The sequence below is a fragment of the Roseobacter fucihabitans genome (genome assembly GCF_014337925.2).
Lineage (GTDB): Bacteria > Pseudomonadota > Alphaproteobacteria > Rhodobacterales > Rhodobacteraceae > Roseobacter > Roseobacter fucihabitans.
The window spans coordinates 3,862,711-3,886,929 of record NZ_CP143423.1 but is presented as its reverse complement, the minus strand read 5'-3'; the positions used below and the strand labels follow the sequence as shown (position 1 = coordinate 3,886,929).

Sequence of the window (24,219 nt, the reverse complement as noted above, 5' to 3'; positions counted from 1 at the left end):
CATGGCTGAAACCGCAAACTCGACCGCCCTGAACCTGCCTATGGTCGATCCGCTTCCGAGCGAAACGCAGAAGTACTTCGATCTGTGCCAGGAAAAGCTGGGCATGATCCCCAATGTGCTGCGAGCCTATGCTTTTGATACAGACAAGCTGGATGCGTTTACCGGCATGTATAATAACCTGATGCTGGCACCGTCCGGGTTGAGCAAACTGGAGCGCGAAATGATCGCGGTGGTGGTCTCCTCGATCAACAAGTGCTTTTACTGCCTCGTTGCGCATGGGGCCGCCGTGCGGGCGATGTCGGGGGATGCGCGGCTGGGCGAAGCCCTCGTGATGAATTACCGGGTGGCCGATCTGGATGCGCGTCAGCGCGCCATGCTGGATTTTGCCGCCCTTATGACCAGTCAAAGCGCGACGATCAGCGAAAGCGACCGTGATGCGCTTCGGCAAGTCGGGTTTACGGATCACGACATCTGGGACATTGCCAATGTGGCCGGATTTTTCAACATGACCAACCGCGTGGCGAGCGCGACTTTAATGCGGCCCAATGATGAATATCATGCGCAGGCCAGATGAGCCTGCGGCTGGTTTCCTATGCTGTCATGGCCGCTTGTGGGATGGCCAGCGCCGCGTTAGCCGATCTTGTCCTGCCGGATGTGGCCCGTCTTACGGCCCAGCGGGACAGCGCACGCGATAGTTTTGCAGCACCGATAGCGGTGTTTTCAGACGGAGGCGTGCCATCCCAAACGGTGGAGGGCTTCATTGAACGTGCCGCTTGGCGGATCGATACCAGCGGATTGACGTCGCTTCAGGTCATGGCACCTCTGCGCGCGCAACTCGAAACGCTGGGGTTTGACGTCGCATTTGAATGCGTCAGCAAAGCCTGCGGTGGGTTTGATTTTCGGTTTGCCATCGAGGTGCTGCCAGGGCCAAACATGTACGTCAATATTGCCCGTTATCGCTATTTGACGGCGTTCAAGGGTCCGCCTGAGCAACCGGATGAAACTGTCAGCGTGCTTGTCAGCGTAACGGCGGCGGCGGCCTATGTGCAGATCATCACCGCCGTTTCGGATTCCGCAATTGGCGATGTGCAAACGCCGCCCGACGAAGGCGCGGAGGTGGAAGGCCTGGCCTCGACCGCCGCCAGCGTGCAGACCGGTGACCTTATGGCGCGTGGTTTTGTCATTCTGAGCGATCTGGATTTTGCGTTGGGTTCAACCGATTTGGGGCCCGGCCCCTTTGCTTCGCTGGAGCGATTGGCAAAGATCATGTCCGATGACGCCGAGCTGCGCGTTGCATTGGTCGGGCATACGGATATGGTGGGGGATCTGGACGTGAATATCAACGTATCCCGCGCCCGCGCCCGCTCGGTCAGGGCGCGTCTGATCGAAGACTATGGCATTGAACCCGCCCGTCTGGATGCTGAAGGTATGGGGTATCTGGCCCCGGTTGCCACCAACGCCACCGCGCAGGGCCGCAGTCAGAACCGCCGTGTTGAGGCGATCAGCCTCAATGTGGAATAGGCAATTTTTAGCGATCATCATAGGATGTGAGGCGCTGCAAGCTCACCCTAAAAGAGCGCCGATATTACCATTTTGAGGGTCCTTTTTCGGCAAAGGAACGCGCTAGGAAATCCAGAAAGGCACGCACCTTGGGCTGTATAAATCGTCCCGGCGGATAGACCGCGTAGATCCCGTGCGTTTCAAAGGGCAAAGCGGGAATTGCATCTTCGATCAGCCCCTTTTCCATGGCATCCCCATAGAGATAGCTGGGCAGATAGGCGATCCCCAGACCGGAAATCGCAGCGTTCAAAAGGGATTGCCCGTCGTTAACGCTGAGCCAGCCAGCCGTTCTGACCTGGCGCTTTTCACCCGAAGGCGCGGTCAATTTCCAGACATTGCCCGAGGATTGGTTGGAATAATGCAGCAATTTATGGGCGTTGAGGTCGTCGATTTTTTCCGGTCGGCCATATTTCTTGAAATACGCCGGGCTGGCAATCATGCGTTTGGTGGTTTCGGTCAGTTTACGGGCCCGCAAACTGCTATCCTCAAGCTCCCCAATGCGCACGGCCATGTCAAAGCCTTCGGAAATCAACTCCACATACCGGTTGTTCAATTCCATATTCACCGTGATGTCGGGGAAGTCTGACAAAAATTCATTCAACACGGGTGAGAGGTGATTCACCCCAAAATCCGTTGCAACGGAGATGCGCAACAGGCCGGAGGGCTCGCTTTGCATGGACGTCACAAGGGCGTCTGCTTCTCCGGCATCGTTCAAAACGCGGCGCGCGCGGTCATAGTAAGCCAAGCCGATTTCCGTTGGATTGACGCGGCGCGTAGTGCGATTGAGCAACCGGGCACCGAGCCGCGCCTCAAGCGAAGATACATGTTTCGACACGGCCGATTTGGAAATCCCCATCTTGCGGGCCGCGTCGGTAAAACCACCCTGATCCACGACCATTGCGAAGGCTTCCATTTCTGTCAGGCGGTCCATTTGCATCCCTTGCTGATCTAGCGAACAGGGGATTTCTGTCACGCAATTGGGGCAGAAAAGGGGCATGGGTGCGACAGTATCGAGATTTAAGCCTGATCGTTCAGGCCATGGAAACCAGCCCCTACGTGTTTAAGCGGGCTGCAAAATTCCGGTGGCGTCTGGCAAGGGTACTGGGCTCATATCGCCGATCAAGACGAACCCGTGACCGCCGCGCGCCCAACAGTCCAAATGCGTTCCCGGCTCAAACCCTTCGGTTTTTTCAAGAGCCCGCAAACAAGTTGACTGAGCGACTGCCTCAGCCCAGCCCCGGTGCCCGGTCAACGACATGTAAAAACGCCACGGGGCCGGGTATGCCCTGGGTCATCCCGCACGGACGGCTTGTACGCGCGTTTTCCTGTCGACCAGACCGATGTCGTGTCCTCTCGCAGCTTACCTGCGCAGATCAGGTCAGCGGTTTCAACAACGGGTCAGAGCACCGCTGCCAGCCTTGTTCCTTGATCAATCGCTCGCTTTGCGTCCAGTTCCGTTGCCACATCGGCACCGCCGATCACATGGCAAGTGGTCCCTTGTGCTTGCAGCGTATCTGCCAAACTTCGTTCCGATACCTGACCTGCGCAGAGCACGATTGTATCCACCTCAATCAAATCAGGGGTTTCGCGCCCCTCGCCGTAAGAGACCAGAATGCCGCCCGGCTGAATTTGCTCATAATTAACGCCACCGATCATCTTGACGTTCTTCATGTTCAGGGCCGCGCGGTGAATCCAGCCCGTCGTTTTACCAAGGCGTTTTCCCGGTCTTTCCGACTTGCGCTGCAAAAGGGTAATGTCGCGGGCGGGTGCATGCGGGCGTGGTCCTTCCGGGGCCAACCCCGCTCGGTGCTCTGCCGGATCAGCAACGCCCCACTCGTGCATCCATGCGGGAAGGTTTGTGGTCGGGCTGATACCCTCGTGCACCAGAAACTCGGCCACATCGAAACCGATGCCACCAGCCCCGACGATCGCCACGCGCTTGCCGACCTCTGCTTTGCCCCGCAAAACGTCAATGTAATTCACAACATTGGGCGCATCCTGCCCTGCAATTCCCGGATCGCGCGGCAGGACACCGGTTGCAATGATGACCTCGTCAAACCCCCTCAGATCTGGCGCGGTGATTTCCCGACCCAGCTCCTGTACAATCCCCAGATCGCTGAGCATGGTGCGATACCAATCGACCAGCCCCCAGAATTCCTCTTTGCCCGGCACTTGCTTGGCCATGTTCAACTGGCCTCCGATTTCATCAGCACGATCAAAAATCGTTACGTTATGGCCGCGCTCAGCCGCCGTGATCGCCGCCGAAAGACCGGCCGGGCCAGCTCCCACGACGGCGATAGATTTCTGAATGGGCGCAGGCGTGATTTGCAATTCGGTTTCATGACAGGCGCGCGGATTGACCAGACAACTGGAGATCTTGCCGCTGAAGGTGTGATCAAGGCAGGCCTGATTGCAGGCAATGCAGGGGGCGATTTGCGCTGAGCGTCCCGCCATGGCCTTTGACACGAAATCCGCATCTGCCAGCATGGGGCGCGCCATCGACACCATATCTGCACAACCGGTTGTCAGCACCTCTTCGGCGACCTCCGGCGTGTTGATGCGATTGGACGTGATGATCGGAATGGCGACCTTGCCCATCAGTTTCTTGGTCACCCAGGCAAAGGCCGCACGCGGCACGGAGGTCGCGATGGTCGGAATGCGTGCCTCATGCCAGCCGATACCGGTGTTGATAATCGTCGCTCCGGCGGCTTCGATCCTCTGTGCGAGCTGCACCACCTCGGCGTGCGTCGAGCCGTTTGGTACCAGATCAATCATCGAGAGCCGATAGATGATGATGAAATTTGTACCCACCGCTTCACGCACCCGCGCCACGACAGCCACGGGCAGGCGCATCCGGTTTTCATAAGACCCGCCCCAATCATCCTCGCGTTTATTGGTATGTGTCACAAGGAACTGGTTCAGAAAATACCCCTCTGACCCCATGATCTCGACGCCATCATATCCGGCCTGCTGTGCGCGCTTTGCACATGACACGATGTCGCTGATTTGTTTCTCGATACCCTCTTCATCAAGTGCCGTCGGCGCGAAGGGGGAAATGGGAGATTTCACAGCGGAGGGGGCAACGCATTTAGGCCCATAAGCGTAACGGCCGGCATGCAGGATTTGCATTGCGATCTTACCACCCGCGTCATGCACGCGCTGCGTGATGACGGCGTGATTGTCCACATCTTGCTGGCTGACCATCATCGCAGCACCCGGCAAAACGGACCCTTCAAGGTTAGGACCAATGCCGCCCGTCACCATCAGACCGACTTTGCCGCGCGCACGGTCCGCATAAAACTCCGCGACGCGGTTCCAGTCTTTGGTTTCTTCGAGACCGGTATGCATGGACCCCATCAGCACGCGATTTTTGAGCGTCGTGAAGCCAAGATCAAGCGGTGCCAGAAGATGTGGATAGCTGGCCATGAAAAAAAACCTCCCCGGTTATGGTTGCCTGGAGATCACATTTTCACACATCTGCTGTCACGTCGAACGCAGCGTCACTTTTTCTGCGCGTTGGTATCTTGACCCTCCCACCGCCGCAGGACATGCACGTGACCCCTCTGATCGATACTTTGTATCGACTGCCGGGCAATGGATGCTCAAACCGCACTCGGGTTCGACAAGTTTCCTTGATCCGCTGTTATATTGCAGCCTGATCGCGCCGAACCGTTGCCTGGCAGGCGATGCTTGGATCAGTGAGAGATGGACCTTGTAGCGATATGTTTGGGGATCGAACCTGGTAAGCGCACAAGCTCTTCGGATCGACACCCGCCAATCCGTTCTGATCTCCTCGACTAGCGTGCGTTTGCGATCATGCTCCCGGGACATTGCTGCGCAATGCCCTGCCGGGCAACGGGACCTTAGAGTTTTCGCTTCAGAACATCCTGGAGCAATTTCCTTACCCAATACCAAGTCCGCAACGATCTTCTTCAACCGAAAATTCTAATCTTCCAACTCACGCAACGGTTTCTGCCCTGCCCCCCGAAACTTCCCTCAGTTTGATGTAGAGTTTGTTCAGCCTTTGAAGGAGCAGACAAATGCGACAGAGTTGTTTTACCGAGGCCCGGATTATCGGGATGATCAAAGAACAGGAAGCTGGGATGCCGACAGCAGAGGTGTGTCGCAGACATGGTCTGAGCCCTGCGTCGTTCTGCAAATTCAAAGCAAAATACGGCGGCATGCGTTGCACGGCAGGGTATCGCGCAGCGATGTCCCGAGGGTGAACGTTTCTGACACCCACCGCCTCAAATCGCTGGAGGACAAGAGCGCCAAGCTGAAGCGTCTTCTGGCGGACACGATGCTCAACAACGTCATGTTGAAAGATTTGCTGGGAAAGAACTGACGGTGAGCCATTGATGCGCCATTGGTTCGAGCACGATGGCGAACGCATGTGCGACGGGCTGCGGCACGCAAGGCGATGGGAGATCATGATATCTCGCAACGTCGGGCGTGCAGGCTTGTCCCTCTCACACATGCAAGCATGTGTTGCCCGCCAACGGGTGTCGGCCCCAAGACCATCCGGCGCGACAAACCGCCCACTGCCCGGCAGTCGATACGCAGTATCGATGAGAGGGGCCGGATCGGCGTGCTGTTGGAACGCAAAGGCATGATTATGATACTGTCACCCGGCAGTGCATGTTTACATGCATGAGAGGGCACAAGAAGCTGTATCGTCTCTACACCGAGGAAAAGCTGGGCGTCAGGCGGCGCCGAGGCCGCAAACGAGCGCGAGGATCAGGAATACCGATGCCTGTTGCGTTACGTCCTGGTGAACGCTGATCGCTGGACTTTGTGTCTGACACGTTTGGTGCGTCCATTGCCCGGCAATGCATGTTTACATGCATGAGAGGGGCGCAAGTTCCGTATGTTAGCCATGAACAACGACTGCTGCCGCGAGAACCTGTGCCTCCTCCCGGCAGGTTTGGCTTTGCCAAATCGCCTGCCGGGCAACGGATGGCTGATACCAGTATCACTGGTGCGAGGGTGGCACGCGAGCTTGATGCGCTTGTGCGCGTCTATGGAAAGCCCGCCTGTATCGTCAGTGATAACGGCACGGAATTTACCAGTCGTGCGATCCTGAAACGGGCCGGTGATAACGACGTGGATTGGCATTACATCGACCCGGGCAAGCCGACGCAGAATGCCTTCATCGAAAGCTTCAATGGGAGCCTGCGAGACGAACTGCTGAATGAGGAGATCTTCGACACCTTGGATGATGCCCGTCGAAAGCTGGCCCTCTGGCGATACGATTATAATAACGTCAGACCGCATTCATCGCTGGAGAACCAAACGCCGGCAGAAGCGCGCCGGGCGCTTGAGCAATTTGAGGGCTCCGCGCACGACGCGCTTGCCCAAACCGACGACGACGAGTACGACCGCAAACTCTCGTTATGAATGAGGGAGCCTCGGGGGAAAGGTCAGGTCATGTCTGTTGGCGACACGCCCGCGTATTTTTTTGATCAGTACTGTTGCTTTCAGATTGACCACATTGCAGAGCATCAGATGCTCCAAAAACAATCTTTCCATCCTTTTGTGGGGCTCATTTGGAAGGACACCATAACAGGCGGGCTCATTGCACTGAAATGGTCTTGTCCCAAAAATCGGCGGCTAAATTCAAAGCATGGATGCTGAACCGCCGCGTTCCAATAAGCTTATATTGCGGTTCTAATGAAAGCACTTTTTATCTAAGACCGCAAATGAAAGCGACCAAGCCTCCGAGGTCTTGCTTTTATTTCCTAATAGCCAGGTAGTGGACCGGGCTTACGGTACCCATCGCCAAACATGCGTAGACCGCCTCAAAAAACATCATTGGTGAGGCCAATCGGCTTCGTTATTGGAAAGTGCTTATACAAGCAATTTCAGATTATCGAACGATGAATTCCGCGTGCAAAGCACCGGCTGCCTTGATGCTTTTTAAGATGTCTATCATGTCTCTTGGTGCGACGCCGAGCGCGTTCAGGCCGGCAATGACTTCAGACAGCGATGTTCCGTCGGGGACTTCTGCTAGTCCGATTCCTGGTTCTTCTTCGATTTCCGCATTTGTTCTGGGTACTATTACCGTTTCGCCTTCTGCAAATGGATTTGGTTGTACGGCAATTGGAGCTTCCTCAATACGCAGAGTTAGATTTCCCTGCGAGACGGCCACCCGTGAGATCCGAACATCCTCACCCATAACAATCGTCCCTGAACGTTGATCGACGACCACCCTAGCTTTACGTTCGGGTAAAACAGAAATATTTTCAATGCGGCCCAAGGCGTGAGCAACAGAAGCCATTCTCGTTTCAGGGATATTCAATTGAACGGTGCCCGAATCGAGCATAAATGCGACCGGTCGGCCAAAGTCTGCATTGATGGCTTGCTCAATACGTCCAGCGGTGGTGAAATCGGCATCTCGCAGCGCTAATCTTAAATTGTTCAAATTCGATAAATCAAACTCGATTTCACGCTCAACACGTGCACCTGATGGAATGGTTCCCGCTGTCGGGACACCTTGTGTAACGTTGGCACCATTGCCTTCCGCAACAACCCCGCCGGCAATGATTGTTCCCTGTGCGACGGCATAGATCTGGCCGTCAGCGGCATTCAGCGGTGTCATGATGAGGGTTCCCCCCAACAGACTGCTGGCGTCACCGATTGCGGAAACCGTTACGTCAATCTGGCTGCCGCCGCGTGCAAATGGTGGTAGAGCGGCAGTAACAAATACGGCGGCCACGTTCTTTGGCCTGAACTGTTCCCCCGCAACATTGACGCCCAAGCGTTCAAGTATATTCGACATTATCTCTTCTGTGAATGGCGCATTCCGTAACCCGTCACCGCTCCCATTCAGGCCAACGACAAGGCCATAGCCAACCAAGTCGTTACCGCGCACGCCATCAAATTCGACCAGGTCCTTGATTCTTACGGGGCCGGCGAACGCTTGATGTACGTTTAGGATCAAGAGAAGAGCAAATGTCACAAAATGTTTCATAGGAAATTCACGAGGGATAATTGCGAGCTGCGAACCGTAACTGCGTACAGGCTTTGCAAATGAAACTGCACACTCTCCAATTCCGTAGCTGTTTCGAAAGGGTCGGCTTCAAGCAGCGTATTGCGCGCAAATTCAGTGCTGGTGCCTTCGGCTTGATTGCGTGCGGATATGAGTGCTATTCGCTCCTCAGTGAAGCCAATTTTTGCACGCAGGCTCGTGAGCTGGTCTTGGTTGGATTGCAAGCCGATTCCAGTAATGCCGAATAGCTTCGACTGGTCCGGTATATCGAGACCAAGTGCCGGATCACTTCCAAGCGCGGCAACAGTTGTGTGCAACAAGAGCTCTTTGAGCGCATCATCATTTGCGCGAATGTCCAAAGTGACGCGCTCCGTTTCGGACAATACAAAAGGCGCCAGCGCTGTGGTGGAGCCTGCATAGGACATTGCGTCAAATCCGGCGGGGTCGGCAAACCAGGCTTCCGCTGCCGCCACAATATCCTCGGGTGTCGTCTGGCCCGCAACGACGGTCATTACCTGCGCGATTAGGTCTTCCGCGCTTGGGAGCGGTGCCTGGTCCGTCGCGGTCCCTGAAAACAAACTCCGTCCCGCAATGTCACCGTTAAGAGACTTGATGATACCCTGGAGCTGGATGCGCGCGTTATCGGAAGGATTACCGGAAACGACACCGATTGGTCCGCCTCCCGCCATAATCAAATCTAGCCCCAAGTCGCTGCCAAAGGTCTGAACACTGTCTAATGCCGTTTGCATGGCCCCAGTGAAATAGGTGACTTCCGCATTTGCGACGGAATAGCTATCCAGCACTTCTAGGGATCTTTCCAGACCTGTTAGATAGTTGTGATTGCCTGAAAGAACTTCGCGCACATCAGCCACCTGACCGCTCGAAAGTTCGTCAGTAAGACGGCTCATGTTCTCGCGCAGAGAAACGCTGCGTCGTTGAAGCATGAAGGATTGCGCGAGATCACCGAGCGATATAGAACTCATTTTTTAAATCCTCAATATTGTTTGCATCATTTCATCAGCAGCCGAGATCATGCGTGCGTTTGCAGCATAGGCTTGTTCAACAAGAAGAAGCCTTTGTAATTCTTGATCAGTGTCCACACCATCGGCCAAGACCAATTGAGTAAGTTCGTTGAACTGGGTGGATGCGAAGGTTTGACCCTGTTCGGCTTGTGCTCGATCGGCTCCAAGTTTGGATGTCAGCGTAGCGAGAAGATTGCTGCTGGAAAAAGCGCCGCTGCCGAAACTGCCACTCAACGGCGCGCGTTTTGCCGTCATGGTGCTCGAAAGGGTTTGCAAAAGGCGCGAGTCGCCCACATCACCCTGAACGATGGCATTTATTCCGTCGCGTACGCGCCAAGCTTCGCCGCCCTGTTTTTCATCGACCGCCGCATTGACCGCCACGCGTTCGGACAAACCAACTTCATTCAAAGGATCAAACGCGATGCCCGCATCTGTGAACAGACCAGCGTCGCCCACCGCAAGCGTGGCGTCGACGGCCGGGTCTTGAAAACGTTCGATGAGATCACGGGTGAATGCATCCAATTGTGTTTGTGCATCAACCCCAAACTCATCCCGAATCTCAAATTGCGCGCCCAAAGAACCACCGCCGAGTGCACCACGCATGCTATCCGTGCGTATCTCATAGCCGTTTAGGGTCAGACCGGAAAGCTGGCCGCCAGAAAGCGTCATAAACGGCGTCACCTGGTTCATCGCGGAAAATTCGACCTCCGCCGCGCCACCATCAAGAAGAATTGCGCCGCCGGTCGAGTATAAAGCAATTTGACCACGATCTCGTGGGATTTGGCGAACCGATACTATCTCGCTGATCTCTTCTACGAGCGCTTGCCGACTGTCCTGGAGCGCCGACGTGTCGCCACCCAGGGTCTGGGTTCGCGTGATTTGCTGGTTCAACTCCTTGACCCCAGCCAATGCCGTATTGAGTTGGTTCACTTGCAGGTTGATGTTGCGATCCGCCTCGCTTCGGGACTCTTGAATTTTCCGGGAGGCAGATGAGATCAGTTGCGTCAGGTCGCGCGCGGCGTCTACGACGACCTCCAGCCGTTCAGGTGCGTCAGGCCGGCTGCTTGCGGTGATCAGACTGCTCTCGAACTCGGCAATACGAGATGAAAGTGAATTCGGATTATCCGGTGTTCCCAAAGCATCTTCATAACCCCGAAGAAAAGTCGTTCGATCCGTTGCATTGCTGAGTGCGGATTGCGCAAGGCTACGATCCGCTAAAAGGGCCGGATTGACGTTCCTGACGATGCCGTCAACGCTGACGCCGCCGATCTGTGAGGAAGACAGCGAAACTGTTCGAACGCCGTATCCCGGTGTCATCGCATTTGCGATATTGGCGGAAATCGTTTCGGAGTTGGTTCCTGCTGCACGCAGACCGGTCATCGCATTTGATAGCGCCGAAGAAATCGTCATATCTGGCCCTCTTTTCTACATTTTATTGGTTAAAACCTTGATCACCGTTTGATGTTCGTGGTTTCCTGCAACATCTCATCCACGGTTTGGATGACCTTGGCGTTGGAGGAATATGCGCGTTGGGTCTTGATCATATTGGTCAATTCACCCGCGACGTCCGTCGTTGACTCTTCACGCGCGAAAGATGCGATATCTCCTGTTGGGCCGCTGCCGGCATCCCACAAAAAGAATGCTCCGCTATCGCGCGAAGGAAGGTATGTTTGGCTATCCAGAGCCTGCAATCCGTTGAAGTTTGCTACATTTGCAAGTGGCACTTGGTAAATCGTTCTGATTTCGCCCGTATCAAAAGACGCACGAACAAATCCGTTTGCGTCGATGTCGACGCCAATGAAGTTACCGATCGGTGAGCCGTCCTTTGTCACCGCAACGGGGGCAAAACTGTAAGACAACTGAGACAGCCCCTCGTTGTCGCCATATGCGCCCATATCGATTTCAATTGGTCCGGATACGGCCTCAATCACGAGCAGCCCTGTCGTCGAGTCATATGTAGGAGCTGCGCCGGGTGGCGTCGGAAAGACAGCTGGGTTCACCAAAACGTTGTCAAGCGTGCCGCCTGCGGTGCGGCTGTCGTTGAATTCCAGAGCAAGCTCCGCGATGGGGACCAAGGGATCACCCGCCGAATCGTAAATACTCATCGTCCATTCGTTTGTCATCGGGTCTGTTGCCGTCGCGGGTGCGACCGGTGCAAAAGTGATCCGCAAGCTTTGCGAGGTTCCCAAATTGTCGAAATACTCAACCGCCATTTGCTCAGTGAGCGCATCCGCGCCAAAGGCGGTTTCGGTTGCTGGCAGATTGACCCCAAGGTTGATCGCCGTCGTTGGATTGCCAAGCAAGGCGCTTGTATTGATGCGGATTGGCTCAAGACCGTCCGCTGTGTCGCGAGGAAATTGCGGAATCGTGCCATCGGGATTGGCGGGAAAACCCATCAAAACCAAATCTGACTGCGATTTCAGGTAGCCTTCGGCATCCGTGCGGAAAGACCCGGTTGTCGCAAGAAACATCGGCGCATCGGTGCCGCTGGTTTGAACCTGGGCCGCCTGTGCGACAGGGATCATGCCTTTTCCGCGTACTGCGATGTCGGTTGAATTTGATGTGCCGATCAATGTTCCGCGCTGATCAATCAAGCGTTGCGTGCCCGCCCTAACACCACCGGCTGCATATGATCCGCCGCCGGCGGATAAAACCATGGACTCAAAACTGGTTTCCACTCGCTTGTAGCCATAGGTTGAGGAGTTCGCGATGTTATCGGAAATGCCAGCCAGTCGTTGGGCATTTGTCTGTAAACCTGCAACGCCGGCATTGAGCGAAGATGAAATAGTCATGGGCACGCCTTTCTGATGTGATCATTTGTTGACCCATCAGATAGACGTCCCGACTTAACACCGCGCTAACAGATAAAATGCGCCCTATTTATGACATGATTCAGCGAAGCAATACGATTTCGACCCGATCATTCCTTGTGGCCATAGGGTTTACATGGACCGGTTCCCTGTCTGCATGGCCGGTAACGCGCTGCATTCTTTCTGCGTCAAGCCCCTCACCTTCAAGCATCAGGCGCGTTCGCGTCGCACGTTCCGACGAGTTATCCCACACCGGATTGTCGGCGAGAACAATGGGTCCGCTCCTGACATGGCCCCCGATTGCAACGTCATTCGTAACCATCCGGCTGACGCTTGCGACCAGTTCGACCAGAACCTCCATCAATGGCGTGGGTTGGTCGGTGCCTTCAATAAACAATGGCATACCGTCCAGCGCAAACAACTCTATCACCAACCCTTCGTCCGTGATCCGGGTGACGATATGTTGCAGTGCGTTCTCCATGACGGTGCTTTCGCCGCCACGCGCCGTCAACTCCTCGGCAATGGCTTCGAGTTCCGCCTGGGTTATTTCACCTTCGCCGCCGTCTTCACTGACGCCAGATTCCCCAGAAGCCTTGTCTTTTTGGGTGGCATGTTCGGCCGAAGCGCCCAGGCCGTTTTGCGGCAGGGTTTCTTCGGAAAAGATACTATCACCCCCAAACGCACCATCACCACCGCCTGAAACGCGATTGATCGGAATGGTTGGCGAGAAGTAATCTGCCAAGCCTGCACGTTGTTGTTCTGTCGTTGCGTTCAGCAGCCACATCATCATGAAAAAGGCCATCATCGCCGTCACGAAGTCCGCATAAGCGACCTTCCAGGCACCCCCATGGTGCCCACCAGCGATAATCTTCTTTCTCTTGATGATGATCGGTGCCAGATTGCTCTGCGCGCCCATATCTCCACCACTCTTATATTCACCCAACACAATGGATACCGCATAAGGTCTTTCCACACTCTTAACGGTGGGGCGGATTGTTTGCTTGCAACGGCATGAAAGTTGCAGACAGATGTCCGTGAAAGGGGTGCCATGTCCGCAATGCCCATCACAGACAGCACATATTCATGGTGCAGGCTCGGTCTGACCCTCGCGATTGCGATGATCGCGAATGTCGGCATGTGGGCGATTATTGTGATCATGCCGGCCGTGGAGGCAGAGTTTGGGGCAGGGCGCGCCGAGGCCTCCATGCCCTATACCCTGACCATGATCGGTTTCGCTCTGGGGAATTTCGCCATTGGCAAGGCCGTGGACCGCTTCGGGGTGACGATGTCTCTGATTGCGGCGGCAATCGGGATCGCTTTTGGCTTCGCCGTTGCCACGCTCAGCCAATCGATCTTTTTCCTGTCGCTGGCGCAGCTACTGGTGGGCTTTGCCTCTGCGGTCGGATTTGGCCCGCTGATCGCGGATATATCCCATTGGTTTGTGCGCCGCCGTGGCATCGCCGTAGCCCTGGTTGCCAGCGGCAATTACCTTTCTGGTGCCATCTGGCCGATGGTTTTGGCCGGTATGCTGGAAGCAAGCGGCTGGCGCAGCGTCTATCTTTTCATGGCCGTCGTCACATTGGCGGGTGTCATCCCCCTGTCCCTCGCATTGCGCAGGCGCTTGCCGCAAGAAGAACATGCGGCTGCACAAACACGCTCGTTGCTGAATGCAAGCGCGTCGGGCTTGTCTCCTCGCGCGTTACAATACTTGCTTGGCCTGGCCGGAATTGGCTGTTGCGTGGCCATGTCGATGCCGCAGGTCCATATCGTTTCCTACTGCGTCGACCTGGGGTATGGGCCTGCCGTGGGGGCGGAAATGCTGGCGCTGATGCTGCTCGGTGGGGTCGGCTCGCGCATTGTCTCGGGGCTGCTCGCGGACCGGCTGGGCGGTGTGAAAACCCTGCTGATCGGCTCGACACTGCAATGCCTGGCGCTGTTTCTCTATCTGCCCGCGGGGGGCCTCGTGTCCCTTTATGTGGTCAGCCTTATCTTTGGCCTGAGCCAGGGCGGTATCGTCCCCAGCTACGCCTTGATCGTGCGCGAATACATGCCCGCACGCGAAGCAGGCGCGCGCGTCGGTTTCGTAATGATGGCGACAATTCTGGGCATGGCGCTGGGCGGTTGGATGTCGGGCTGGATCTATGACGTCAGCGGATCGTATCAGCTGGCCTTCATCAACGGGATCGTCTGGAACGGGCTAAATATCGCGCTGATGCTGTGGTTGCTGTCGCGTAGCAAACCGCGCAAATTCACGGCTCTACCAACCTGACGTCAGAGCTCATTGCGAGATTTGGCCAGCATCATTTGTTTTTGTCGCTCGCGGAACCTGTCCTTATCCATCTCGCTCGTTTCGCCCACACAGTTGTGACAACTGACCCCCGCCTCATATTCCGTTCGATGAGTATCCTCGGGCAGAATGGGCCGCCTGCATCCATGGCAGAGCATATGCGGACCCTCGCGCAGCCCGTGCTCGACACTGACGCGGTTGTCAAAGACGAAACAGGACCCTTCCCATTTGGTCTGCGCCTCTGGGACCTCTTGCAGATACTTCAGAATACCACCCTTGAGGTGGTACACATCCTCCACGCCCTGACCCAAGAGGTAATTCGTCGATTTCTCACACCGAATCCCACCGGTGCAGAACATCGCGATCTTCTTGTTGTGAAACCGCGCCTTATTGGCTTCCCACCAGGCCGGAAAGTCACCGAAGCTCTCTGTTTTCGGGTCCACGGCACCCTCAAACGTGCCGATGGCGACCTCGTAATCGTTGCGCGTGTCAATCACCGCGACATCGGGTGCCGCGATCAGCGCATTCCAATCGGCAGGATCAATATAGTGTCCCACGCGCGCGCGTGGATCGACGTCAGGCTGGCCCATGGTAACGATTTCGCGCTTGAGCCGGACTTTCATCTTGCCGAAAGGCGCGTCCGCGCTGATGGCCTCTTTCCATTCCAGATCTCCACAACCGGGCAGGGCGCGCAGATGCGCGATCACCGCATCGATCCCGGCGCGCGGCCCGGCGATGGTGCCGTTGATCCCTTCGGGCGCGAGCAACAGCGTCCCGCGCACACCCTCGGCGGTGCAGAGCGCGAGTAGATCGGGTTTGAGCTCCGCCGGATTCCCAAAGCGGGTGAAATGATAGAGAGCGGCGATAATATACATAAGCGCTCAAATATGCCGGTGCAGTGGCGCAGGCAAGAGGGCAGATGCCCCGCCCCGCGCGCAGATGGCATTGACGCACCCCGCACGGACCCTTACCCAAAGGATAACCAAAGGAGAGGCCGATATGTCCCAGGCGTTGATCGTGATTGATGTGCAAAAGGACTTTTGCCCCGGCGGGACGCTTGCCGTGCCCGAAGGCGACACAATCGTGGCCCCCATCAACGCGCTGATGGCGGAAGCAGGGGTGGTGGTGCTGACGCAGGATTGGCACCCAGCGGGGCATTCTTCCTTTGCCTCCTCGCATGCGGGAAAATCGCCCTATGATATGATCGAAATGCCCTATGGTCCGCAGGTCCTGTGGCCCGATCATTGTGTGAAGGGGCGCAAAGGAGCGCGGTTTCACGCAGGCTTGCAGGTCGATCACGCCGATCTGGTCATCCGCAAGGGCAGCAACCCGCAAATCGACAGCTATTCGGCGTTTTTCGAGAATGATCATGTGACGCCCACGGGCCTGACGGGGTATCTGCGCACGCGCGGCGTTGAGGAGGTCGTGCTGGTCGGGCTGGCGCTGGATTTTTGCGTCAATTTCTCCGCCATCGATGCCGCAACCCTGGGGTTCAAAGTAACCGTGCGCCAGGATCTTTGTCGTGCGATTGATCTCAACGGATCGCTGGATGCGGCCATCGTGGGCATGAAAGCCGCCGGGGTGAGCTTGGAGACAGGCAATGGTTGATATCGCCACGCGGGCCTGGAACCACAAATGGAAAATCGACCCGATTGTGCGCTCGCTGATCGATACGGATTTTTACAAGCTACTGATGTGCCAGTCAATTTTTCGCAACAAGCCCAATACGCGCGTCACCTTCAGCCTGATCAACCGTTCCAAGGATATCCCGCTGGCCGAATTGATCGATGAGGGGGAATTGCGCGAGCAGCTCGATCACATTCGTTCCCTGTCTTTGTCGCGCGGGGAAAGCACCTGGCTGCGCGGCAATACATTTTACGGCAAGCGCCAGATGTTCCGCCCTGATTTCATGGAATGGTTCGAGAACCTGTCGCTGCCGCCCTATCATCTGGAGCGCAAGGGAGATCAATATGAGCTGACCTTTGAGGGCGACTGGCCCGAGGTAATGCTCTGGGAGATACCTGCGCTTGCGGTGCTGATGGAATTGCGTGGCCGTGCGGTATTGAACCGGATGGGCAAGTTTGAACTCAAGGTGCTTTATGCCCGCGCCATGACCCGCGTCTGGGAAAAGATCGAAGCCCTGCGCGATATCCCCGACCTGTCGATTGCGGATTTCGGCACGCGGCGCCGTCACAGTTACCTCTGGCAGGATTGGTGCGTGCAGGCGATGCAGGAAGGGCTCGGCAGGGCTTTTACCGGCACCTCGAACTGCAAGATCGCCATGACTCGCGAAGTGGAAGCGATTGGCACCAACGCGCATGAATTGCCGATGGTCTATGCCGCGCTGGCGGAAAATGACGCGCAACTGGCGCAGGCCCCCTATGATGTTCTGTCCGATTGGCACGAAGAACACGATGGCAACCTGCGCATTATCCTGCCCGATACTTTCGGGACAACAGGTTTTCTGGAAAAGGCCCCGGATTGGCTGGCAGGCTGGACGGGGATTCGCGTGGACAGCGGTGATCCTGCGCGCGCCGCACAAACCGCGATCAACTGGTGGAAAGACCGCGGCGAGGACCCAAGCACCAAACGGATCATCTTCAGCGATGGGCTGGATGTGGACAATATCCGCGCGCTGCACGAGACGTTTGCGGGGCGTGTCAACGTCTCCTTCGGCTGGGGTACGTTGTTGACGAATGACTTTCGCAACCTTGTACCGGATGATCGGCTCTCGCCGTTTTCGCTGGTGTGCAAGGCGGTTGAGGCCAATGGCAGGCCCACGGTCAAGCTGTCGGACAACCCCAACAAGGCGATGGGACCGGCCGATGAGATCGCGCGTTACAAGCGTGTTTTCGAAGTGGGCGCGCAAACCGCACAGGACGTCATCGTCTAAATTGCCTCAGAGGCTGTTTTACGGCTGTGATTGCTCAGGGTGCGCAACCTTGATCCCCGCCCTTTGTCCCGACGTTGCCACGAAACGGGCGCAAAACGCTTGATAGGATGGTACGCGGGTCGGTGCGGCGGAAGACGCGCCTGTTTTGCCGATCCGTGAAAATCGACACCTTTGGCCAGGATCAAGAGAATTTCCATTCAAAAAGTGCCGATACCTGCCGCCTCAGCGATCCCCAATTTGCCACGACCCCGGACTATTTTCGATTTTAACGCAAGTTTATGACGCTTTTGCACGGTTTCGCTTGAGAATGGGTGCAAACTGACCCAGAAAGTGCAGAACTTTTCAGACTTTAAGATCAGGAGTTCGCGTGTCCCTCTTCCTCATCGTTGCTTTGCCGTTCTTTGGCGCTCTGCTCCCTGGTCTCATGAATTCCGCCGGCAGGCAGGCCTGCGCGGGGGTGACATTTACCGTCTCACTGGCGGCATTCATCGGGCTTTTGACAAATCTGCCTGCCGTTATGGCGGGCGAATTGGTGACCGCGCGGGTCGATTGGATTCCGGCGCTGGGGCTCAATTTCACGCTGATGCTGGATGGGCTGGGGTTCTTTTTTGCGCTGTTGATCCTCGGGATTGGCTTATTGATCATCGCCTATGCGCGCTCCTATCTGGCGCGCGAAGACAATATGGGCGAATTTTTCACCTATCTGCTGTTGTTTCAGGGCGCGATGGTCGGCATTGTCCTCAGCGATAACATCCTGCTTTTGCTGGTCTTCTGGGAATTGACCTCGCTCTCCTCCTTCCTGCTGATTGGCTATTGGAAGCACCTGCCCGAAGGGCGGCAAGGCGCGCGCATGGCGTTGACCGTCACGGGCATGGGTGGGCTGGCGATGATCGGTGGTATGCTTATTCTCGGCCAGATCGCCGGAAGCTATGACCTCAGTGTCATTCTGCAAAATCGCGAACTCATTCAGGCCTCGCCGCTCTATCTGCCCGCTCTGATCCTGATCCTATTGGGCTGTTTCACGAAATCCGCGCAATTCCCGTTCCACTTCTGGCTGCCCCACGCCATGGCGGCCCCCACGCCCGTCTCGGCTTATCTGCACTCCGCGACCATGGTCAAAGCGGGTATTTTCCTGATGGCGCGCATGTGGCCGGTTTTGTCGGGTACGCCGGAATGGTTCGTGATCGTGACGACCGCAGGCCTCATCACCATGGTGCTGGGCGCGGTGATCGCGCTGTTCAAACATGACCTCAAAGCCGTGCTCGCCTTTTCCACGGTCAGCCATCTGGGTCTGATCACCATGCTTTTGGGCACGGGCACGGCCTTCGGGGCCATGGCCGCGATGTTCCACATCCTCAACCACGCCACCTTCAAGGCCGCCTTGTTCATGTCCGCCGGTATCATCGACCATGAAACCCATACGCGCGACATCCGCCGCCTTGGGGGGCTGCGTCACCTGATGCCGATCACCTTCACGATTGCCTCTCTGGCGGCGCTCTCCATGGCCGGTATCCCACCGCTCAATGGCTTTTTGTCCAAAGAAATGATGCTGGAGGAGACCTATCACACCGTGCTGTTCCAATCCCATTGGTTCGTGCCCGCGCTTGCCGTGTTCGGATCGCTCTTTTCGGCCGCTTATTGTTTCCGTCTGATCGGCCATACCTTCTTGGGCAAGGTGCGCGACGACTACCCGGCCAAACCGCATGATCCCGGTGCCGGTCTGTGGTTGCCGCCCGCGATATTGGTCGTTCTGGTGGTTGTGATCGGCCTGGCCCCGTTTCTGGCTGAGCCCTTTGTGAAAATGGTCACGGCCTCCGTTCTCGGCGATGTGGCTGAGGTGCCAACGGCCTATTTCAAGATCTGGCACGGGCTGGTGCCTGCGCTTTATATGTCGATCATTGCGACGATCGGTGGCCTGATCTTGCTGGCGATCTACAAACCATCGCTGCGGCTCTGGGAGAGTACGCCCCGTCCGGAGGCCAAGGTCATTTTCGAAGGGCTGGTGGAATCAATCGCCACTGCCGCCAAGGGTTTCACACATAACCTGCACAATGGTGCTTTCTCGCGCTATGGCGCGATCATGATCCTGACGGTCATTGTCGCTGGATATTACGCCTGGACCACGGGAACCGTCGGGGCGGCCACAAGGGTCATGCAACCGGTGACGCCCGTGGTTTTTGCCGGATGGTTGATGTTGACGGCGACCGTGGTGGGTATGGTGTTCCTGCACCGCAACCGTTTGTTGTGCCTGATCCTGATCGGGATCGCGGGCCTTATGGTCTCCGTCGGCTTCGTGTTCTTCAGCGCGCCGGATCTGGCGATGACGCAGATCACCGTGGAGGTTGTCACAATCATCCTGCTGTTGCTGGCGCTGAACTTCCTGCCCAATCACACGCCCATCGAGAGCACGGTGATGCGCCGGGCGCGGGACAGCGCGGTCGCCGTCGCGGGCGGGCTGGCCACGATGGCGATGGCCTATCACTTCCTGATGCGCGAGGCGATCACCACGCCGATCTCCGAATTCCACCTGGCCAATTCCTATAAGGGTGGTGGTGGTACGAATGTGGTCAACGTGATCCTCGTGGATTTCCGGGGCTTTGACACCTTTGGCGAAATCATCGTTCTGGGCATCGCCGCGCTGCTGATCTATGCGCTGACCGAAACGCTTCTGTCCGGGCCAGTCCGTGCGCGGCTGTTGAACCGCAAACCGGATCAACCGCGCGCGGGCGACATGCATCCGATGATGATGGTGGTGCTGACCCGCGTGATGATGCCCGTGGTCATGATGGTCGGTTTCTACATCTTCCTGCGCGGTCATAATGAGCCGGGCGGGGGATTTATCGCGGGGCTTGTGGTCTCCATCGGCGTTGTCATGCAATATATGGCCAGCGGGTTCAGCTGGGCCTCTGCGCGGCTGAGATACCCCTATCACGGCGTGATTGGGGCGGGTGTTCTGGCGGCTGGTCTTACGGGCATCGGCTCGTGGTTTGTCGGCAAACCCTTCCTGACCTCCGATTTCACCTATGTGCGCATCCCGCCGTTTGAGAAATTCGAACTGGCCACTGCCGCGCTGTTTGATGTCGGCGTCTTCCTCGCCGTGGTCGGTGCGGTGATGTTGTCGCTGGAAAGCTTCTCGCGACTGGCCCGGCGTGCCCATGTGCCGGAAACCGAACACCCAATGGACATCGATCCATCCCGCGATGATCCGCCCGAACCTTCCGAACCGACGGCAAAGGAGGGTGCGTAACATGGAACTTCTCGTGGCATCTGCAATCGGCATTCTTACGGCAGGCGGCATCTATCTGACCCTGCGCCTGCGCACCTTTCCGGTGATCCTCGGCATATCGCTGCTCACATATGCGGTGAACGTGTTCCTCTTTGCCTCCGGTCGTCTGACGATTGGTGCAGCCCCTGTCTTGAGCGATGGGATGGAGCGCTATGCGGACCCCCTCCCGCAGGCCCTGGTGCTGACGGCCATCGTGATCTCCTTTGGCATGACGGCGGTCGCGGTGATGATCGCGCTCGGCTCCTATCTTGGCTCGGATGATGATCACATCGATGATCCACGCGGGGAGGACGCCACATGACACATTGGATTATCCTCCCGGTTATCCTTCCGGCCATTCTCGCCCCCTTCATTGTCCTGGCCGCGCGCTATCACATCGGGATTCAGCGCACGTTCTCGCTGGCGGGCGTGATTGCCATGATCGGTATCGCGGCGGGCCTGGCCTGGACCGCATCGGACGGCACGATCATTCTCTATCAGCTTGGTGATTGGGCCGCGCCTTTCGGGATCGTGCTGGTCGGGGATCGGCTTTCGACACTCATGGTGCTGCTGACGACGGTGCTGGCGCTTTTTGTGCTGCTTTATGCCATCGGGTCGGGATGGGATGATCGCGGACGCCACTTCCACGCGCTGTTTCAATTTCAGCTGATGGGGATCATCGGGGCCTTCCTGACGGGGGATCTCTTTAACCTTTTTGTCTTTTTCGAGGTGCTGCTGATTGCCTCTTACGGGCTGATGATCCACGCGGGGGGCAATGCGCGGCTGCGCGCGGGGGTGCAATATGTGCTCTTCAACCTGCTGGGCTCAACGCTGTTCCTCTTCGCGCTCGGGGCGCTTTATGCGGAAACCGGCACGCTGAATATGGCCGATGTGGCCCAGCGTATCGCGCTGGCCGATGGCGCGGAGACGGTCGGCATCCGCCTCGCGGCTGTGCTGCTGCTGTTGGTCTTTGCGATCAAGGCCGCTGTGGTGCCGCTGCATTTCTGGCTCCCCTCAAGCTACGCCGAAGCCCCCGCACCGGTGGCCGCGCTCTTTGCGATCATGACCAAGGTCGGTGCCTATGCGATCATCCGCGTCTATACGATGGTCTTCCCGCCGGATCTTGACGTGACGGCGGGGCTGCATACCAGCTGGCTGCTGCCCGCCGCACTTGTGTCCGTGGCCATTGGCATGATCGGCCTGCTGGCGGCCAAACACCTCGACCGGCTGGTCGCCTTTGCGGTGATCGGCTCGATGGGCATGGTGATGGTCGCGATCTCGCTGTTCACCCAGACCAGCATGACAGCAGCACTCTATTACATCGTGCATTCCACGCTGGCGGCTGCGGCCCTGTTCCTGATCGTCGATCTGGTGCGCACGGGACGCGGGGACCTGAGATTGACGGCACAACCTATGATACCGGGGGCGGCGCTGACCTCCGCGCTGTTCATGGTGGCGGCCATTGCCATGGCGGGCCTGCCACCGCTTTCGGGGTTCATCGGCAAGCTGCTAATCCTGAGCGCGGCCTTTCCCACACCGCTTGTGGTCTGGGTCTGGGCGGTCGTTCTGATCTCCAGCCTGATCGCCGTGGTGGGGTTCTCGCGCGCCGGCAGTATCCTGTTCTGGAAAGCCAAATCCGTGCCACCGGGACCGGATACAGGCGATAGGATGCAACGCCCCTCGATCCTGTCTTATTGCGCCGTTGGTGGCCTGCTGTTGCTCTTGGCTGCGCATACCGTCTTCGCGGGACCGGCCACCGCCTATATGGCAAGCATTTCGCAGCAACTCTTCAACCCGGAACCCTATATCTCGACCGTACTTGGCACACCGGGCAAGCTCAGCACACCGACGGAGGGACATTGACATGATGAAGGCCTACCGCTGGCTCCTGCCACATCCGCTGGTCACCCTGTTGTTGGCCGTGGTCTGGACCATCCTGCAAAACGACATCTCCGCGGGTATGATTGTATTCGGTTTGATCCTGGGCGTCATCATCCCCTGGGGCACCTCGATCTGGTGGCCTGATACACCGCAGGGGTTTCACATGGGACGCATGATCACCTACAGCCTGATGGTGATGTGGGACATTATGGTAGCCAATGTGCAGGTCGCCTGGATCGTCCTGACACGCCCAAACTCGAAACTGCGCCCGGCCTGGATCGTGATCCCGCTCGATTTGCGCCAGCCCGAAGCGATCACGGTTCTGGCGGGCACCATTACGCTGACGCCCGGCACCGTTTCTGCAGACCTGTCCAATGAGGGTCACAGCCTGCTGGTGCATGTGCTGGACACCGATGATCCCGACGCGGTGCGCGACGAGATCAAACAGCGCTACGAACGTCGCCTGAAGGAGATTTTCGAATGAGTTTTGCAACCGAAGTGATGAATGCGGCGCTGGTCATCGCATTTGTGACCGTCGCCATTGCGCAGGCGATGTCGATGCTGCGCCTGATCCTGGGGCCGAGCACGGGGGACCGCATCCTGGCGCTGGATACGATGGTGGTGAACGCCATCGGGTTGATTGTCCTGCTGGGTATTGCGCAGGGCGTGCGCGTGTACTTCGAGGTCTCGATGATCATCGCAATGCTCGGGTTTGTATCGACCGTCGCCTATGCGCGGTTCGTCTTGAGGGGAGATATCATCGAATGAGCGCTGAAATCATTGGAACATATGCCGTCGCCGTGGCCCTGTTGATCGGGTCGATCTTTGCCCTTGTCGGGGCCATCGGATTGCTCAGGTTCAACGACTCCATGATCCGGCTGCATGCGCCCACCAAGGTCGGCACCGTTGGCATCGGCTCTTTGCTGCTGGCTTCCATGATCCACGCCTATACCTTTGGCGACGGGTCCATGCATGAGGTGTTGATCATGGCGTTCCTCTTTGTGACCGCTCCGATCTCGGCCAATTTCATCGCCAAGGTGAACATCCACAAGCGCGCCTGCGACACACCGCCCGCACCGCCCCGTGACGAGACCTGGTCGACCTTGAATGTGCCGGAAGCGGATCGGGATATCGACACCTCCAAGGCCGGATAATCCGCGCATCTCATCGTTCTAATCCCGCGCCACATGGGAACATCTGGTGCAGGCCGCAGGTCAGTGAATAGAGTATTGGAGTAGGGCGGGTGTATACCGCCCTTTGCCACATCGTCGAGTGGCAAAGGCCCAATGTCGCATCACGCTGAAAAGAAACACGATTTGGCACCAAACCTCAGGCAGAAGCCAGGTGGAATTCGGATACACGCCCCTATGTGATCCTGCCGCGGCTGCGCGTCTGCAAACCGGCACGATGGAGCCGAATTGGCTCCTCCAGGAAGCCCAATGGGCATCGATGTTCACGCATTGATTGAAATCTATGCGTTTTCTGTATCAGAGAGCCTTTTCAACGCCGACCC

19 protein-coding genes and 2 pseudogenes are annotated in these 24,219 nt (G+C 57.1%); 12 read left to right on the top strand and 9 right to left on the bottom strand.

Features of this window, described 5'->3' with window-relative positions:
* Position 1: 1 nt before the first annotated feature.
* Positions 2–574: a peroxidase-related enzyme gene (locus tag ROLI_RS19080; RefSeq protein ID WP_187428386.1), complete on the top strand. Its 573-nt coding sequence runs from the start codon at positions 2–4 to the stop codon at positions 572–574.
* Positions 571–1,521 (top strand): OmpA family protein, encoded by a 951-nt coding sequence (locus tag ROLI_RS19075; RefSeq protein ID WP_262386370.1) that lies wholly within the window; start codon positions 571–573, stop codon positions 1,519–1,521. The genes ROLI_RS19080 and ROLI_RS19075 overlap by 4 nt, the downstream gene beginning before the upstream one ends.
* 64 nt (positions 1,522–1,585) lie before the next feature.
* Here the strand turns inward: ROLI_RS19075 and ROLI_RS19070 are convergent, their stop codons facing one another.
* From ROLI_RS19070 to ROLI_RS19060, 3 genes and pseudogenes are all read right to left on the bottom strand, one after another.
* Entirely contained in the window at positions 1,586–2,491 is a 906-nt protein-coding gene (locus ROLI_RS19070) for a LysR family transcriptional regulator (protein ID WP_187428387.1), read from the bottom strand.
* 467 nt (positions 2,492–2,958) lie between these two features.
* Positions 2,959–4,986 carry an NADPH-dependent 2,4-dienoyl-CoA reductase gene (locus ROLI_RS19065; protein WP_187428389.1) on the bottom strand — a complete coding sequence of 676 codons (2,028 nt, stop codon included), beginning with the start codon at positions 4,984–4,986 and terminating at the stop codon, positions 2,959–2,961.
* A 220-nt stretch (positions 4,987–5,206) separates the two neighbouring features.
* A pseudogene (locus tag ROLI_RS19060) lies at positions 5,207–5,532 on the bottom strand (hypothetical protein); the annotation flags it as partial.
* A 68-nt stretch (positions 5,533–5,600) separates the two neighbouring features.
* Here ROLI_RS19060 and ROLI_RS19055 point away from each other — a divergent pair.
* Positions 5,601–6,957: pseudogene (locus ROLI_RS19055) on the top strand (integrase core domain-containing protein).
* Positions 6,958–7,426: 469 nt separating this feature from the next.
* On the opposite strand, the gene ROLI_RS19050 reads toward ROLI_RS19055, so the two are convergent.
* The 5 genes from ROLI_RS19050 to ROLI_RS19030 all read right to left on the bottom strand — a co-directional run bounded on the left by ROLI_RS19050 (position 7,427) and on the right by ROLI_RS19030 (position 13,296).
* Complete coding sequence (locus ROLI_RS19050) at positions 7,427–8,530, bottom strand: flagellar basal body P-ring protein FlgI (RefSeq protein WP_187428390.1); 1,104 nt, start codon at positions 8,528–8,530, stop codon at positions 7,427–7,429.
* Complete coding sequence (locus tag ROLI_RS19045; protein ID WP_187428391.1) at positions 8,527–9,531, bottom strand: flagellin; 1,005 nt, start codon at positions 9,529–9,531, stop codon at positions 8,527–8,529. Before ROLI_RS19045 ends, ROLI_RS19050 begins: the two co-directional genes overlap by 4 nt.
* Positions 9,532–9,534: 3 nt before the next feature.
* Positions 9,535–10,980: a flagellar hook-associated protein FlgK gene (gene flgK, locus ROLI_RS19040; RefSeq protein ID WP_187428392.1), complete on the bottom strand. Its 1,446-nt coding sequence runs from the start codon at positions 10,978–10,980 to the stop codon at positions 9,535–9,537.
* Positions 10,981–11,021: 41 nt separating this feature from the next.
* Entirely contained in the window at positions 11,022–12,362 is a 1,341-nt protein-coding gene (locus ROLI_RS19035) for a flagellar hook protein FlgE (protein WP_187428393.1), read from the bottom strand.
* A 100-nt stretch (positions 12,363–12,462) separates the two neighbouring features.
* Complete coding sequence (locus tag ROLI_RS19030; RefSeq protein ID WP_187428546.1) at positions 12,463–13,296, bottom strand: flagellar motor protein MotB; 834 nt, start codon at positions 13,294–13,296, stop codon at positions 12,463–12,465.
* A gap of 132 nt (positions 13,297–13,428) precedes the next feature.
* On the opposite strand from ROLI_RS19030, the gene ROLI_RS19025 reads away from it, so the two are divergent.
* Entirely contained in the window at positions 13,429–14,649 is a 1,221-nt protein-coding gene (locus ROLI_RS19025; RefSeq protein ID WP_187428394.1) for a CynX/NimT family MFS transporter, read from the top strand.
* Between the two features lie 2 nt (positions 14,650–14,651).
* Here the strand turns inward: ROLI_RS19025 and ROLI_RS19020 are convergent, their stop codons facing one another.
* Complete coding sequence (locus tag ROLI_RS19020) at positions 14,652–15,542, bottom strand: rhodanese-related sulfurtransferase (RefSeq protein ID WP_187428395.1); 891 nt, start codon at positions 15,540–15,542, stop codon at positions 14,652–14,654.
* A 124-nt stretch (positions 15,543–15,666) separates the two neighbouring features.
* On the opposite strand from ROLI_RS19020, the gene pncA reads away from it, so the two are divergent.
* From pncA to ROLI_RS18980, 8 genes are all read left to right on the top strand, one after another.
* Positions 15,667–16,275: a bifunctional nicotinamidase/pyrazinamidase gene (pncA, locus tag ROLI_RS19015; RefSeq protein WP_187428396.1), complete on the top strand. Its 609-nt coding sequence runs from the start codon at positions 15,667–15,669 to the stop codon at positions 16,273–16,275.
* Positions 16,268–17,560 carry a nicotinate phosphoribosyltransferase gene (pncB, locus tag ROLI_RS19010; RefSeq protein WP_187428397.1) on the top strand — a complete coding sequence of 431 codons (1,293 nt, stop codon included), beginning with the start codon at positions 16,268–16,270 and terminating at the stop codon, positions 17,558–17,560. Before pncA ends, pncB begins: the two co-directional genes overlap by 8 nt.
* Positions 17,561–17,927: 367 nt before the next feature.
* Positions 17,928–20,807 (top strand): monovalent cation/H+ antiporter subunit A, encoded by a 2,880-nt coding sequence (locus ROLI_RS19005; protein ID WP_187428398.1) that lies wholly within the window; start codon positions 17,928–17,930, stop codon positions 20,805–20,807.
* 1 nt (position 20,808) lies between these two features.
* Positions 20,809–21,147, top strand: a complete 339-nt coding sequence (locus ROLI_RS19000) for a Na+/H+ antiporter subunit C (RefSeq protein WP_187428399.1) — start codon at positions 20,809–20,811, stop codon at positions 21,145–21,147.
* Positions 21,144–22,688 carry a monovalent cation/H+ antiporter subunit D gene (locus ROLI_RS18995; protein ID WP_187428400.1) on the top strand — a complete coding sequence of 515 codons (1,545 nt, stop codon included), beginning with the start codon at positions 21,144–21,146 and terminating at the stop codon, positions 22,686–22,688. The genes ROLI_RS19000 and ROLI_RS18995 overlap by 4 nt, the downstream gene beginning before the upstream one ends.
* 1 nt (position 22,689) lies before the next feature.
* Positions 22,690–23,190, top strand: coding sequence for a Na+/H+ antiporter subunit E (locus tag ROLI_RS18990; RefSeq protein WP_187428401.1), 501 nt, complete (start codon positions 22,690–22,692; stop codon positions 23,188–23,190).
* Complete coding sequence (locus ROLI_RS18985; protein WP_187428402.1) at positions 23,187–23,474, top strand: K+/H+ antiporter subunit F; 288 nt, start codon at positions 23,187–23,189, stop codon at positions 23,472–23,474. The genes ROLI_RS18990 and ROLI_RS18985 overlap by 4 nt, the downstream gene beginning before the upstream one ends.
* The gene (locus ROLI_RS18980) at positions 23,471–23,860 is read left to right on the top strand and encodes a Na+/H+ antiporter subunit G (protein WP_187428403.1); all 390 of its coding nucleotides are present in this window, start codon (positions 23,471–23,473) and stop codon (positions 23,858–23,860) included. The genes ROLI_RS18985 and ROLI_RS18980 overlap by 4 nt, the downstream gene beginning before the upstream one ends.
* The last annotated feature ends 359 nt before the right edge of the window (positions 23,861–24,219 follow it).